This is a genomic window from Paraglaciecola polaris LMG 21857, from assembly GCF_000315055.1.
Taxonomy (GTDB): Bacteria; Pseudomonadota; Gammaproteobacteria; order Enterobacterales; family Alteromonadaceae; genus Paraglaciecola; species Paraglaciecola polaris.
In genome coordinates this window covers 40,046-54,259 of the sequence record NZ_BAER01000073.1, presented here as the reverse complement: position 1 = coordinate 54,259, position 14,214 = coordinate 40,046, and the positions used below count along the sequence as shown (strand labels likewise).

Sequence of the window (14,214 nt, the reverse complement as noted above, 5' to 3'; positions counted from 1 at the left end):
CGTTTTTTAATAATTATCATCCCTGCATTAGCGGATTATAGATTTTTGTTTATCTCATTGATTAGGGTGTGAATACGTTCAGCGTTTTTACCTAAGTCACTCTTACCCACTCGGGACTTACTGCGTACATCCAAAAAGCTTTCTTCACCAGTGGTGCGAATACGCACAACAACATCATCTTTAAAGCCGAACCAACCCGTGGTATCTGTGGCTTCAATAATGCCAAGGGACTTATCTGCATTTACCAGTTCCCAATCTAAACTTTTGACCGCGGCTTGTGCAGCGTCGAATAATTGATCCGTGTTCTGGGCATATTTTTGCGTTGTTAGTTCAGGATAGGCTTCGCGCTGCTGTTTAGCGGTTTCATCCCCAGCGTATTCTACCGGGTTAGGTGCATCGGCACGCAGGGCAACAATGGCGACAAATTTAGGCGGGTTAATTAAATCTGTTGATATGTCATGAATAGGGGGCACTGACTTGGCTTTACTCATGATGCTCATAGGTAAACCGACGGCAACGATTGCGAGCAAGGCTGAAACACCCGCCGATGCCCAGCTGATATTTTTGCGCATGAATATGACTTGAATAAGTAGTAGCACTAATGCCGCAATACCCACGTAAACACCGTAGCGTAAACCGCTAAAGGCAGGGCCTAATTCTAAAATACCAAATTTGTATAAGGGGCCAGGTAAGGCGACGAGTAAAATTGCCAGCAAGCTAATTAGGCTAATCAAGGTCTTCATAAGCAGTTCTCCATTATTATTTTATTAATCGAATTTTAATATCCGATTTTTGTTAACTCATGATATATGAACAAACTAATACTATCAGCAATAGTTTTTGGACTGAACTTTCTCATTTATTATGTATTTGGATAAGTCTGTAAAATGAAGCATGGCGGCGTATTGGCCGTTTTTAACTGTGCTGGTTGTTATGCTGCTCTGGGACGCATTGCTGCCCAACTGTTTATCGCCAGTGGCTAAATTTGCTTTTAATGTATCGATTTGAGGTCGGCTATTTGCAAGTTATACCCATCAGGCAGCAGGGGCTGATGGCTTAACCTTGGGCTGATGAAAGCAAAGAGCGACATAATATGAGTATTGGGGTGGTCTTGATGATGCCATTTCGCGCAACACCCAAAGAAAGTTAGGGCGTTTTAGTGGCGAGCAAAGTGTTGTATCCCACCCAGATACGAATAATCGCTGTTATCCAACAAATCACCGCGAACACACTGGCAATCAAGACAAAATGGGTGGGCAACAGACAAAATAAACATAACACTAATATGGTTTCAAACCCTTCGGCGAGTCCGCCCATATAATGTAGGCTTTTTTGTGGGTAGTTGGGGCTGTCGATGCCATGTTTGCTCGCCATAATTGCGAAAGCTAAAAAACTGCCGCCGGTGCCCATAAATGAGAGCATTAAAAAGCTTCCAGCAATGGCGTTTTGTGCTGGTGCAACACACACAAAGGCAAATACGATGGCGGAATAAAAAATAAAATCGAGGGTAATATCTAAAAATCCACCTGCGTCAGTCGGCGACGTTTCTCTGGCAATGGCTCCATCTAATCCGTCTCCCAGTCGATTCAGTAAAATTAAGATTAAGGCTAGGATATATTGCTCAAATATAATGGCCGGTACGGCCAACATGCCAACGATGAAGCCCACAAAGGTGACAGCGTCGGCGGTAACACCGCGTTTGATCATCTGCTTAGCAAGGGCACATAGGGGCTGTTTAAGAAGTCGGTTTAGAATGGGGTCAATCATGGGTTACCTTGTAGTGAATCTATCGATGCCTGCATTAGTATATGTCAGCGGGTTGTTATGAAGCGATACGGCGGTAATATTTAGCCAAATCTAGGTGTTGAGCCTCAGGCGGAATATTGTTGATATCGTGACTGACCATAATGGCTGGCACGCCCTGGGTGTGTAACTGCTCAAAAGCCCACTGGCTGACCTGAGCACAGGTCTGTGGGTCAAGGGCCGCAAAGGGTTCATCCATCAACAAGGCCTTAGGCTGATTGGCAAGGGCTCGAATCAAGCCAACACGAGAGCGTTCCCCACCACTTAATTGTTCAGCAAAATGTTCGCCTACGTATCCCATATCAATTTTGTTTAACAGGCGCATAGCTGCCTCTTTGCGTTGGTTTTTATTTAATTTTTGTCCCCCTTTATCTTTTGCTGATGAGGGTAACGCGAAGCAGATGTTATCTAGCACGTTTAAATGCGGGAACAGATGTACGTCCTGCATCAGCAGGCCAATGCAACGTTTCTCGATACTCAGTGCATTGAGTGAAACATCATTAAGATGTATTTCGCCACTGATATTGGCATGTTTAATCGTGTCACCTAAAACCCAGTGTAAAAAAGTGGATTTACCCATGCCACTTGGGCCTGTCAGCACCAGTAATTCGCCACTTTGTAGGAAGATATCGGGTAGCTCAATACGCCAATGGTCTGTGCTGATATGACAATTAATGATGCGTAGCATCGAAACTTCCTCGAATACGTTGGGCCAGCACACTGGCAATTAAAAAGGCGATAAAAGGTAATATCGCTTGAACTAACATATAAACAGCCGTAATGCTCTGTTCGTTGCCTGAGGCAATGGCCACCGCTTCGGTGGTGATAGTGGTAATGCGGCCAGCACCAATGATGAGGGTGGGGATATACTGGGCGATACTGACCGAAAATGCGATCGCTAACGCACTGAGCAGTGCGGGACGTAGCAACATAAAGCGAATTTGCCACCATCGTTGCCAATAGGTGTAACCAAAACTGGCTGCAACCAGCTCATAATGACGGTTTAAGCTTTGAAAGGGCCCGCGTAATACTAAGTAGCTATAAGCAAAGGTAAAAGGTATATGAGTCAGAATGATCCATGATGTTGTATAGCTGGCGGATAAATCGCTATGGGCTATTCGCCAACCATGTACCATGCTCAGTTGCGGCAATAATATGGCTAGCAGCCAAATATAATCCGGTAGATAACGTTGGCTTTGTTGCTGTAATTCTAATGCGAGCAAGGTGATCGCCACCCCTAAAATACTGCTAAAAAATGCAATATGTAAACTATTCAGTAATGGGCCTTGCATGAAAAACCATTCATCTTGCCACAAGGCAGGTGACCAGTTGATGCTACTCAATGTGCTTTGACTGTTCCAGCCCAATGACCAAAGTAAAAATGTTACCAAAATAGCCACAGTTAACAGGCTAAAAAAGCCTAACCACGCCGTGAATACCCTGCTTAAACGGGCGATGTTAAGTGGCTTTGCCATCACAGCATTGGTACGTAAACGCATCACGACTAACCATTCATGTAAATATATGCCGGTGATCAAAGTGGCGAGCATAATAAGCAATAATAGGTTACCTAAAAACGCATTTGCTTGATCGGCACTGGTAAAGCCGGTTTGCCAGTTGTACAAGGCTACGGCATATAGTTCGGGAATGTTCGGCCCGATCAGTAAGCTAATGTCGAGTACTGATAAGGTGTAGGCCATCGCCGCGAGCAGTGCTAAGCGTGATTGTTTGAGCATGATAGGAAAAACCAATAACCACCAACTTGCACTCTCGCTGTAACCCAAAGCCCTGCCTTGTAGCAACCAGTCTTTGATCGCAAGTTGACGGCCCAGCGCACTAAAAATCAGTAAAAAAAACGGCACTTCTTTGATGCTAATTGCCAAAATCATGGTCAACAGACTCTTGCGAGGTAACCCTAACCAGTCAGGAGCAGCGTGACCGATTATTCCGGCAAACGCACTGTAAACCATGCCTCCGGGACTGAAGAGGTACACTAAGCCTAAGGCCACTGCCAAATGAGGCAGGGATAACAGTGGCGCTAGGCGTTTCTCTAATGCTTGCCAGCGAGGGTTAAAGCGGTATTGGCTGTAAACCATAAAAGCCACATATAAGGCTAGAAGTGGTGCGCTCAGAGACAGAAAAAGCGTACTGGTCACTGAAGACATCAGCCCCTTGTATGCAAAAAAACGTGTGATGTCTGCCCATGCAATAGGTACTGAGGGCCACAATCCGAGTATGACGCCAAACAGGGGCAACCCGGCTGCAAAAGCAACCAGCAGCCAACCCGTACTAAGGGTTAAGCGCCGTATTTTTGTTGCCATGAATCTTCGATAATTTGCTGCCAAGAGCTGTGCAGTTCTTGTTGCGCGGGCAGAGTTGAGGCGTTGTCTAATACGGGGGTTATCACGCTTGGATCGCCCCAGTTGCCCTTAAGCTTTTGTCGTTGTGCCTGCTCACTCAATAAAAAATTAATCACTACTTTGGCCCCATTTGGATTTTGTGCCCCTTTAGGAACGGCTAAGTTATGACTATTGGTTATCGCCCCCTGGGCAAAATACACACGCTCAACTGAGTCTGGAATACGTTTTTCGCTTTGTTCTTTGGCCAGTTGATTGGGGTTAAAGCTCACCGCTAGCGCCAATTGGTGTTGCTGCAGCAAAGACAACTGTTCGGTATTGGAGCTAGGAAACGCTTTGCCTTGTTGCCAAGTCAGGGGGTGCAACCGGTCAAGGTAATTCCACAACAAGGGCAGTAATTCATTTTGAGCTGTGGGTGTTGCTGACTCATATAGGCGCTTATCGTCATGACTTAGGGCAACTAACAGTTGTTTTAAAAAAGTGGTGCCATGAAACTCCGGCGGGCGAGGGTAGCTGATGCGCCCCGGGTTTTGCTTGGCGGCATTGAGTAAGGTCTCAGGGGTCAGGGTCTCATGATCAAACAGCCCTTTATTGGCCATAACATTAAATTGACCTACGCCCCAGGGGACCTCAAACCCGTCCATAGGGACACCGAAATCACTGTGTAGTGAAAGCTTTTTTGTTGCCAGCAATGCGCTGTTTGGGATCTGCTGCCAAAGGTCACCGAGCAGCAAATGTTGTGATTTTAGAAAATTAAAATTTTCACCGTTGATCCACAGTAAATCAATCGCACTGTTGCGGCCGTTTTCTACTTTTAAACGGCTGACAGCCTCACTGATGTCTGCCACTTTCACGTGACGCAGTCTTATCTTGTAACGCCTAGCCACTTCTTTGGCCGCCCAGCGCAAATAGTCATTAACCGGTTTTGAGCCTCCCCATGCGTAAAAGTACACGGTTTCACCCTGTGCACTGGCAAGGGTTTGTTGCCATTGTTGGCTGTTTGCACGCTTGCTTGCTTCTGACGACGGATTGTCTTGGGCGTTAACCTCTGCAAAGGGCAATAGCACTAATAGTGACAAAAAGCACAGTGTCAAAAGGCCACTAGCGTTAGTTGGGCGTTTTACTGCCCCTAGTGCTTTTGCTGATTTAGAAGTTAGCCACATCATTTAAACGCCAGTCATAATCTTTAAATATAATTGGATAATCCGCACTTTTTAGTACATTTCGCTGAGCTTGCGAGTTTTCGTCATCTTGTACCAAGGCATAGCTATAGGCATTAAGCAAATCAAACAGCGAATTAAACCCCTGATCGCCTTTTTCAAAGTCACCACGATACCATTTGAAAATGGACGACAATGAAGCTTGGCCTTTTTGACCATCCACGAGAATTTCATTGCGACTGTTATCGGCTAAAAATAATTGCATCTGGCTATCGAGCTGCGCGGTGAGTTTGTCAGCCAAAAAGGCTTCACTGCGTAGGGGCGGGCATGAAACCGCAGCACATACTAATGCGGCGTGAATACGCGGTTCTTTGAACCATTTACGTACCATTTGGTGTTCGATATCGTCTAAATTGTGTTGACTGCCAAATAACACGAAGAACTTTTTTTCCCATGGGGTGGTGAATAAGCTGCCTAGGTCACGGATAGAAGTGGCGTCGCCTTCCGTGAACTCTTGCCAGTGATCCACGATCAGCTTGAGGGTGAATCCATTGTAAGCATTGATCAAAAAGCTCAGTTTTTGTTGCTCATCCCAGCCGTCATACTGTGTTTTTGTGACCTGAGAAAAGGAGGTTAATAGGCTATTTAAATGATCTTTCTGCAATGCCAGTTGTTGGTAGTCCACCCGGGTCTGTTTTTTATCATCTGAAAGCTGAACAACCTCGTGAAGAACCGTGTCAAAGCCGTTGTAGCTGTGATCAAACTCTTCTGCATGTAACTGAGTGGCCAACGTGAACAGTAATAACATACTGCTGATGAGGGGATAATTACGTAAACGCTTGTTTATGTACGCTAGATTATTCATGCTCTTCCTCGCTTTAGTTTGCACATATTGTTGTCCGATGAAAGCATAATAGACGACAGTGCATCAGCACTGAGGTCTATACACGGTGGCAGGCAAACGGGTTCACCTGTATCCGATGCCTATAGTTATTTACGACGCCAAGTGTGGAAACGCTCAAGAAAGGCGAGTACTTTTTGCGGCGCATGGTCGCGTTTCCAGTTACCTGCTACGTTTTTATTGGCTTCTGCCATAGTTGGGTAAATGTGGATCGTGCCCAACAGTTTATTCAAGCCTAAGCCGTGTTTCATTGCGAGTACGAATTCAGCCAATAGCTCACCGGCGTTCGCCCCCACAATAGTGGCACCTAATATTTTGTCTTTACCTGGCTTGGTTAATACTTTAACAAAGCCTCTGGCGTGATCGTCAGCTAACGCACGGTCTAAGCCGCCAATATCGTAACGTGTGACTTCAACTTCGATGCCTTGTTGCTTTGCGGACACTTCATTTAAGCCAACTGTGGCTATTTCTGGTTCGGCAAATGTCGCCCAAGGAATGACGCTGTAATCTACTTTGAAGATTTTAAAGGGTCTGAACAACGCATTTACCGCCGCATACCAAGCTTGATGGCTGGCTGTGTGGGTAAATTGATAAGGACCCGCCACATCGCCGGCGGCTAATATATTTGGATACTTAGTTTGTAAAAAGTCATTGGTGATAACCGTACGGTCGGTCTCAATGCCGAGCTTTTCTAAACCAAAACCGGTCAAATTAGCTTGGCGACCGACAGCGACCAAAATTTTATCAAACGGTATACGTTCTTCTTTGCCTGCAAATTCGACCAATAGCACATTGCCTTCGCTGGTGGTTTCAACCGCTATGGCGCTGGTATTCAGGCGTAAATCGATGCCGTCTTTTTCCAGTTGAGTTTGTAAGTGCAAGGCTGCATCTGGGTCTTCTTTACTCAGTACCTGAGCACCGCGCTCAATTTGGGTGACATGCGTGCCCAAGCGACCAAACGCTTGCGATAACTCACAACCAATCGGTCCGCCGCCAAGCACTATCATGCGTTTCGGCTGTTCTTGAATTTCCCATAAATTATCGGCGGTTAAATAATCGATATCTTTTAAGCCCGGGATATCAGGTACAAAAGCACGGGCACCGGTTGCAATAACAATATTGCGTGTGGTCAATGATTGCACGCCGTCTTCAGTTTGAATATCAACCTGCCAAGGTGAAACAATCGTTGCACTGCCAATCGCCACGTTAACACCAAGAGATTCGTAGCGCTCAACGGAATCATGAGGTTCGATTGATTTAATCACGCTGTGCACTTTGTTCATCACCGCTTTGAAATCAACTTTTGGTGCGTCATAAGTCACCCCAGCATTTTGCGACGTATGATGAATATGGGCGAGTTTACTGGCGTGCAGCAAGCTTTTCGACGGCACGCAGCCAGTATTAAGGCAGTCGCCACCCATCTTGTGACGCTCTACTAAGGTCACTTTTGATTTGATTGCTGCGGCAATATACGCAGTGACCAAACCTGCTGAACCTGCACCGATAACGACTAGGTTACGATCGAATTTCTGTGGCTTTTTCCAGCCTTTGTACACGCGGCGTTGTTGTAAGGCGCTGAGAATAAATTTAGCTAATATAGGGAATATGCCTAGCAACACGAACGACAAGATCAGGTCACTTGAAAGAATGTCAGACAGCTGATTTATTTCAACCAATTGGGTACCGGCATTCACAAAAACAGCCGTTCCAATAAGCATGCCTAGTTGACTTACCCAGTAGTAAGTCCAAGTTTTTATGCTGGTTACGCCCATCACTAAATTGATAATGAAGAAAGGGAAAATAGGCACAAGACGCAAGCTGAGCAAGTAGAATGCGCCGTCCTTTTCGATACCCTTATCGATAGACTCAAGCTTTTTAGAAAAGGTATTTTTCACCCAGTCACGAAGTAAGAAGCGTGATGCCAAAAAGGCCAATGTGGCACCGATGCTCGAGGCGAAAGAGGCCAGTAATAAGCCCCAACCGAACCCAAACAAAGCCCCCGCACCCAAAGTTAAAATAGCGGCGCCTGGCACACTAAGGGCCGTGGCGACAGCATAAATCAAAAGGTAGCCGATAAATGCGACTAACCAATTCGCGTTTATATATTGTGCTAAATCTTGTTGATTGCTCTTTAAGCTTTCAAGGGTGAGATATTGGTTTAAATCCAATATAAAAAAACTGGCGATTAGCGCCGCAATGATGACGACTAATATTGTACGTTTACTATTCATGAGGTCTTTATGCCTTAAAATTATAGGTGTAGGTTAACTGAACGTTGCGTGGAAGTTCAGGAAAAACCAACGTTGAACCAAAATAGCCGCCTTCAAAAACCGGACGCCAATTTTTTTCATCTGTTAGATTCTGCACTTCTAAACGCAAACTAGATTGCTCTGTTAACGCCACATTGGTATTCAGATTAATGGTGATTTGGTCTCGAATTAACACAGTTGCTAAGTAATCGAGAGGGTAACTTTTGCTATAAATAGCTGAGCCGGATACGTCCCAGTTTTCCAATATTTGCCAACCGGCACTGGCTGAAACGGTTTGTTGTGGAATACCTTGCACGCGCTGATCGGATGGCGCAAAACTTGCAAAATTCGGTGCGCCTAGCCCAGTTCCCTGAATAATATCTGGGCGCGAGTTATCAAAGGCATCGGCCACTTGTTGCGAATCTTGGGAGGCGGCTGAATCATCATAGTGGGCATCAAGATAGCTATAGCCTAAGTTTGCCCACAAAACGTCACCTTGATAAAACACTTGCCCTTCAAACCCCTTGGCGATGATACCCGTGTTGCTGCCATCTCGGTTACACAAGCTGCGACTTTGCTCAAACACTGAGGCATCTGCATACCAAGGTGTACCTGCAGGGGAGTATTTAATGCCTAACTCGTAAAGTTCATTTTCGGTGGCAAAATTGAGTGGGTTGATCTTGTTATCAGCGCCTAACACCGTGCCGCCACCCATGCTGTTAGAGGTCGCTTCACTGTAGCTATAGGTCGCGTAAGTCACTAGGGCATTATTGAGCTTAAAACGCGCGCTGGCGGAACCTGAGTACAACCATTTACTGAAACTGTCTTGTGCTGCAACTTGCCCTTGCGGGGCGAGTGCATCACGCGCGGTGACGTCGTAATGATCCGCGCGTAGGCCGATTGTGGTGCTGAAGCGATAGCTCCAGTCACTATCTTGCTCGGCGAATAAGCCTGTTTGCCACGTGGTTGAATCAGTGGTATCAGACAGTGAAAAATCATTTGTGCCATCACCGTCTATGTCGTAATTCGCCCCAGGTGAAACAAACACCCCTGGACGCAGCTCTACTAAACGGGCTTGTTGTGTATCAGTTAAAGGAATGCGGCGCTGTTCTAGAGTGCCGAGTAAATCAATGGGTAAGTCGGCTTCGGTGGTGAACTGGCTGTAACCTAATACCTTGTTGTAACGCAGGTCCACACCCCATGTGGTTTGTTGCTCGGCGCTCCAGGTTGAATTGATTTCTATGCGATTTTGCGCTGTTTTAGCACCGTCAATGATTTCAACAAAACTGTTTTGGGCAATTTCTTCTCGGTTTAAATACTGAAAATAGCTGCGGTTAGTGACGCTATGTACTGTATTCAATTGACGTTCGTAGGTGCTGTGAAACACATAGGTTTGGGCGTTATTAATGGTGTCTGGGTCAGTCAACACTGTACTGCGGGGAATACGCACTTCGCCGGTAGGCGATACCACAGCAAAGGCACCAGGAACTTGTGAGCCATTAGGCTGCACGCCTTGGCCTGTGATATATAAACCATTATCGATTAGATTTTGTGTGGGACGGTTGATACCGGCGTTATCGGTAAAATCCACGTCATAGTATTCAAAGCTGATATCCCAGCTGGATTTATCATCAGGTAACAGTCGATAAGCAACAAATAAGTCTTCACTTTGATATTCACTAAAGTCGTAATAGCTGTCGTTATCTATGTATTCTGCGCTAACGCGAATACCGCTTTTCCCCTCATCTATGGCGGTATTTACATCGACTTGGCCACGATAATGCTGCCAACTACCGGCACTGGCTAGTAGTTTTATATCATTACCGGACAAACTAGCCACTTTATTATTTAAGTTAACAAAGCCACCGTTACGTTGAGTGGTCCCTAGTATTACCGACGGTGCACCTTTTACGACGTCGATTTGCCCGACGCTGTTGAATGACAATGGAATGCCAAAACCGTTGTTACCTGCTTGGCGACGCATACCTTGTTGGAACAACTCTCCTAATTGACCGCGAATAGTGGGTAAGCTGGGTGCACCAAAGCCACTGGCAGAATAGGTGTTGGGGACTAAGGTCAAGACATCTTGCAGGTCATCGATAGACAACTGCTCTAACATGTCGCTAGAAATTGAGGTGAGCGTACGGGCGATGTCCGTTAAGCTTTTATCTTTACCGAACGGGCCGTCGATCACAGCATTTTTCGGAGACATGATCAGTGTAGGTTGAGCAGAACCGGTGACAGTAACGTGTTCTAGGTTATTGTCTTGACTATTACTGCTCTGCTCTTGAGCGGCCACAGTAAATGCCATCGCTAGGCTAGCGCTAACAAATAAACTGTGCGGTAAAATCGACATGCTTTTTCCTTTAAAAATGATTCTGTGGCTAGAGACCCAGCAGACGCGAGTTTTATTGCAACGCAGCACTACTTAATTGGCTTATTTTAGAGCTAAAAGTTATATATTTCTTACGTTTTATAACGCGAATTCGTTAGTTTTAACCTGTTAACCAGCGAATTTGGTTATTTTTATACGTATAAATTAGGTGCATAAAATAAATAAAAATCATAATAAACAATATGTTATTAAATTAAAGCTAATCTCGTACAATCAACAATTGTTATCTTTACGAGGGTAATGGGTATATTGGATACAAAGATTCAACACTCATTTTATAACCAGTCAAGCCCAGAGAAAGCCGTACGCCATGATGCATAGTGGTCAGAATATTGTTCATCGTGAGCGCCGTTATTATCTGGCGGGTTTTATGAATGCCTGCGTGATGGCATGTCTACTACCGATAATGTCTGTGTATACCTATCGTTATCTGAATGCCAGCGCCACCCAGTTGAGTGCGCTCCTGGGCGGCTATGCCTTGAGTAGTATTGTGTATGCGTTTGTGATTTCGCGAGTTGTTGAGCGCGTGGGGCAACACAAGTTGTGGTTATTGGGGATTAGCCTAACAGCCAGCGTTGCTTTGTTGTTATTGGCTTATACCCAGAATTACTATCTGGCTACCCTAGTGATGATTATCTTGTTTGCGCCGTTTCATGCCTCCACGTCGCTATTCATGGGCTTAGCGTTTCGTTATTTTCCAAGCACACAGATTATCGGAGTAAATGCTCGTTTGATGGCAACCGTCAGTGCAGCCTGGTTAGTGTGCCCAAGCGTGGCATTTTATACGGTTGAGTATGTGGGGTTTGGTACTTTCTTTTACGTTCTGGGAGCCGGATTGCCATTACTTGCTGGGCTGTTTTGTTATCTGCCTGCAGCAACGAAAGCTAAACCGTCAGAGTTGGCTGATACGAATGAACATGAGCGACAAGTCATTGGGCAGACAACATCAGGCAAAGCGTGGGGTAAACCAGCAATGGGTGCTTGGCGTTACCAATACGTATGGCCCAGTGTGCTTTTTTTCACGTTAAGCAGCTTTGCCATTACCCTGTATCAGCATTTATTGCCGGTCTATTTTGTAGAACAGGCACTGCCAATCAGTATGGTGGGGCCGCTATTTATGTGCGCAGCACTGGTCGAAATCGCTTTAATTGTAAGCTGTGTAAGCTTGTTATCACGCTTTTCTTATTCTCGACTTTTCATGATTGCTAGTCTTAGTGGCTGTGCATTTTTTGTTTTGTTGCCCCTTAGCCAAAACGTCTTTTATTTGTTTGCCCTACAAGGCTTGAAAGCCATTATGTACGGCGCTATGGCTGGCTTAGGGGTGAATCTGTTACAACGCTTACTGCCCCAGGAGCCAACCTTTGGCGTCGCGTTATACCAAAATGCATTCGCCATGGGCATGCTGCTAGCAGGGTTCGCAACCGGTGGTGTGGTCGAATACCTGCCTTCTCACTGGTTCTTCAGCATTAGTGCGATTGTGCCCAGTCTGTGTTTCCTAATACTGCTGCTTTTTAAGCATGCCTTTACCGCTGGCCACCAAGTGTAGTAATGATGATATTAATGGCCGATGCTGATCCTATTGCGGCCATCTGACTTCGCGCGATACAAGGCGGTGTCAGCTGCGCAAATAAGCGCTTCAGAGGTTCTAAATTGACCGCCAAACTCGGTGGCAATGCCTTGGCTTACACTTACCCTAAAGTCGGCTGGTAACCCCAAATCGCTAAAAGTAAGTGTATTGATTTGCTGCTGAATATCTTTGGCTACTATCTCGGCGCTGACGGCATGCAAGCGCGGTAAGATAACGGCAAACTCTTCCCCGCCATATCGGGCTGCTAGGCTGTCATTGGCGGGCAGACAGTGCTCTATGGTTTTGGCTATTTTCTGGAGGCATTTATCGCCATTAACGTGACCAAATTGATCGTTGAATAATTTGAAATAGTCCACGTCTATCAAAATTAGACTGATAGCTTGATCGCTATTGAGGCACTCAAGCCAACTTTTTTCTAGGGTCTTCTCTAAATTGTGGCGATTAGCCAGTCCGGTTAAGTGATCCGTTGAGGCAAGTCGACGCAATTCGCTATATTCAGTCTTATGCTTGGTTAAGTTGTGCAGCACACCAACAAATAGAGGACTTGTACCCGTCAAAGATGTGGGCAAACAAGAAACCGACAAATCAGCTTCCATCCATGTGCTGTCAGCCCGATTTAACAATACTTCCTTGGGACCATGATTCAAGGCTAAGTCGGGAGTCTTTTTCCAGTTAATAAACAAGTACTCGTATTGCTCACGATAACGCTCGTGGAGAAAGTAAAACCATTTTTGTCCAATTAATGCCTCATGCGCTGCACCAAAGAACTTCGCAGCTAGGGGGTTAATCATCTCAATGACTCCGTCGTCATTGACGATGAATATGGCCTCAGCGATGACGTTTGCCATCTTGCTAAAAGCCTGCATTTTCTCATTCAGCAAAGACACTGAAAAGGTATCTATTATTGACTCTGATTTGTTTGCTTTGTCGCTAGGCTGGTGTGAGTTTGGCATCATGTTCCCTTTTTTGCGCTTTCACGCTGATGTGTGATGCAAACAAGATATTAGACTAAAGTCTCTAATACCTTCTGCTAATCTTCCTTTTTTAACGCATTGATTTTTATATGTTAAATTTGTTTGTTGATCGCTAGAAGACGAGTTTTTTAAACGTAGGGGAAAAGCATTTTCATGGATGGATGAGGCGTAGATGTAAAAAAACGCGCCATAACATGGCGCGCAAAGGTCGAGGAACCCAAATGATGCTCAAGTCACTATTCGATGCCTTGAGTCTTTATTTTCTTGTTGAGGTAGAGACGACTTACCGGCAAATATAGCCATTGCCGAACATAGCTAGTTATAGGATTTTATGATTGCGCGGACGCATCGCTGAAAGGCTGAAATAGCACTTTAATGCGTAGGCACTGACGATGGGGATACAGATCACACTGGCGATGGTAAATAACACATCTCCCAAGGGCCCAAAAAAGATGCTTTGGCTGACATAACCCAAAGTGCAAAGTAAAGCGATGTGTAACAGTAGAAACGTTTTCATGTTAGCTCCTTTTGTATCATCAGTTTTAGGCTGTATTTCCAACCGATGACTCAATATGTGAATGCTGCGTTAATCGACGTTCATACTGTATACCTAGGGCTTAATCTTAACCTTCCGCTAACCTTCTATTTGTAAGTTGTTTATTTCAATGAATAAATTATCAACGCCTGCCACTTTTTTCTTGTGGCTTTGCAACAGAACTTGTTCTACTGATACCGGTATTGTTTTGAAGAGCGCGTATTTACAAGAGGAAGGCGACAGTCAATATGG

The 14,214-nt window shown here is 45.3% G+C and carries 11 protein-coding genes; 1 reads left to right on the top strand and 10 read right to left on the bottom strand.

What is annotated here, in order from left to right; translation table 11 throughout:
• Nucleotides 1–35 precede the first annotated feature (35 nt).
• The 8 genes from GPLA_RS13805 to GPLA_RS13770 all read right to left on the bottom strand — a co-directional run bounded on the left by GPLA_RS13805 (nt 36) and on the right by GPLA_RS13770 (nt 10,826).
• Nucleotides 36–743, bottom strand: a complete 708-nt coding sequence (locus GPLA_RS13805) for a DUF1499 domain-containing protein (protein ID WP_007105545.1) — start codon at nt 741–743, stop codon at nt 36–38.
• A gap of 403 nt (nt 744–1,146) precedes the next feature.
• A complete protein-coding gene (locus tag GPLA_RS13800) occupies nt 1,147–1,767 on the bottom strand; it encodes a CDP-alcohol phosphatidyltransferase family protein (RefSeq protein ID WP_007105543.1) in 621 nt (206 codons plus the stop codon).
• A gap of 55 nt (nt 1,768–1,822) precedes the next feature.
• The gene (locus GPLA_RS13795; RefSeq protein WP_007105542.1) at nt 1,823–2,491 is read right to left on the bottom strand and encodes an ATP-binding cassette domain-containing protein; all 669 of its coding nucleotides are present in this window, start codon (nt 2,489–2,491) and stop codon (nt 1,823–1,825) included.
• Nucleotides 2,475–4,124: an ABC transporter permease family protein gene (locus GPLA_RS13790; RefSeq protein ID WP_051997682.1), complete on the bottom strand. Its 1,650-nt coding sequence runs from the start codon at nt 4,122–4,124 to the stop codon at nt 2,475–2,477. Before GPLA_RS13790 ends, GPLA_RS13795 begins: the two co-directional genes overlap by 17 nt.
• Nucleotides 4,100–5,323: an ABC transporter substrate-binding protein gene (locus GPLA_RS13785; RefSeq protein WP_007105540.1), complete on the bottom strand. Its 1,224-nt coding sequence runs from the start codon at nt 5,321–5,323 to the stop codon at nt 4,100–4,102. The genes GPLA_RS13790 and GPLA_RS13785 overlap by 25 nt, the downstream gene beginning before the upstream one ends.
• A complete protein-coding gene (locus GPLA_RS13780; RefSeq protein WP_007105539.1) occupies nt 5,307–6,185 on the bottom strand; it encodes a DUF547 domain-containing protein in 879 nt (292 codons plus the stop codon). The genes GPLA_RS13785 and GPLA_RS13780 overlap by 17 nt, the downstream gene beginning before the upstream one ends.
• Before the next feature lie 125 nt (nt 6,186–6,310).
• Entirely contained in the window at nt 6,311–8,452 is a 2,142-nt protein-coding gene (locus GPLA_RS13775; protein ID WP_007105538.1) for an FAD-dependent oxidoreductase, read from the bottom strand.
• Between the two features lie 7 nt (nt 8,453–8,459).
• Complete coding sequence (locus GPLA_RS13770; protein WP_007105537.1) at nt 8,460–10,826, bottom strand: TonB-dependent receptor; 2,367 nt, start codon at nt 10,824–10,826, stop codon at nt 8,460–8,462.
• A gap of 349 nt (nt 10,827–11,175) precedes the next feature.
• Here GPLA_RS13770 and GPLA_RS13765 point away from each other — a divergent pair, with 349 nt between their 5' ends.
• Nucleotides 11,176–12,411, top strand: coding sequence for an MFS transporter (locus GPLA_RS13765; protein ID WP_007105536.1), 1,236 nt, complete (start codon nt 11,176–11,178; stop codon nt 12,409–12,411).
• An 11-nt stretch (nt 12,412–12,422) separates the two neighbouring features.
• Here GPLA_RS13765 and GPLA_RS13760 read toward each other — a convergent pair whose 3' ends face one another.
• Nucleotides 12,423–13,406, bottom strand: coding sequence for a GGDEF domain-containing protein (locus GPLA_RS13760; protein ID WP_040514837.1), 984 nt, complete (start codon nt 13,404–13,406; stop codon nt 12,423–12,425).
• A gap of 340 nt (nt 13,407–13,746) precedes the next feature.
• Nucleotides 13,747–13,944: a hypothetical protein gene (locus GPLA_RS13755; RefSeq protein WP_007105533.1), complete on the bottom strand. Its 198-nt coding sequence runs from the start codon at nt 13,942–13,944 to the stop codon at nt 13,747–13,749.
• Between the last annotated feature and the right edge of the window lie 270 nt (nt 13,945–14,214).

Bases quoted from the DNA above. Each gene is read 5' to 3' on its own strand.
- GPLA_RS13805 (WP_007105545.1), bottom strand. From the start codon at position 743: ATGAAGACCTTGATTAGCCTAATTAGCTTGCTGGCAATTTTACTCGTC.
- GPLA_RS13800 (WP_007105543.1), bottom strand. From the start codon at position 1,767: ATGATTGACCCCATTCTAAACCGACTTCTTAAACAGCCCCTATGTGCC.
- GPLA_RS13795 (WP_007105542.1), bottom strand. From the start codon at position 2,491: ATGCTACGCATCATTAATTGTCATATCAGCACAGACCATTGGCGTATT.
- GPLA_RS13790 (WP_051997682.1), bottom strand. From the start codon at position 4,124: ATGGCAACAAAAATACGGCGCTTAACCCTTAGTACGGGTTGGCTGCTG.
- GPLA_RS13785 (WP_007105540.1), bottom strand. From the start codon at position 5,323: ATGTGGCTAACTTCTAAATCAGCAAAAGCACTAGGGGCAGTAAAACGC.
- GPLA_RS13780 (WP_007105539.1), bottom strand. From the start codon at position 6,185: ATGAATAATCTAGCGTACATAAACAAGCGTTTACGTAATTATCCCCTC.
- GPLA_RS13775 (WP_007105538.1), bottom strand. From the start codon at position 8,452: ATGAATAGTAAACGTACAATATTAGTCGTCATCATTGCGGCGCTAATC.
- GPLA_RS13770 (WP_007105537.1), bottom strand. From the start codon at position 10,826: ATGTCGATTTTACCGCACAGTTTATTTGTTAGCGCTAGCCTAGCGATG.
- GPLA_RS13765 (WP_007105536.1), top strand. From the start codon at position 11,176: ATGATGCATAGTGGTCAGAATATTGTTCATCGTGAGCGCCGTTATTAT.
- GPLA_RS13760 (WP_040514837.1), bottom strand. From the start codon at position 13,406: ATGCCAAACTCACACCAGCCTAGCGACAAAGCAAACAAATCAGAGTCA.
- GPLA_RS13755 (WP_007105533.1), bottom strand. From the start codon at position 13,944: ATGAAAACGTTTCTACTGTTACACATCGCTTTACTTTGCACTTTGGGT.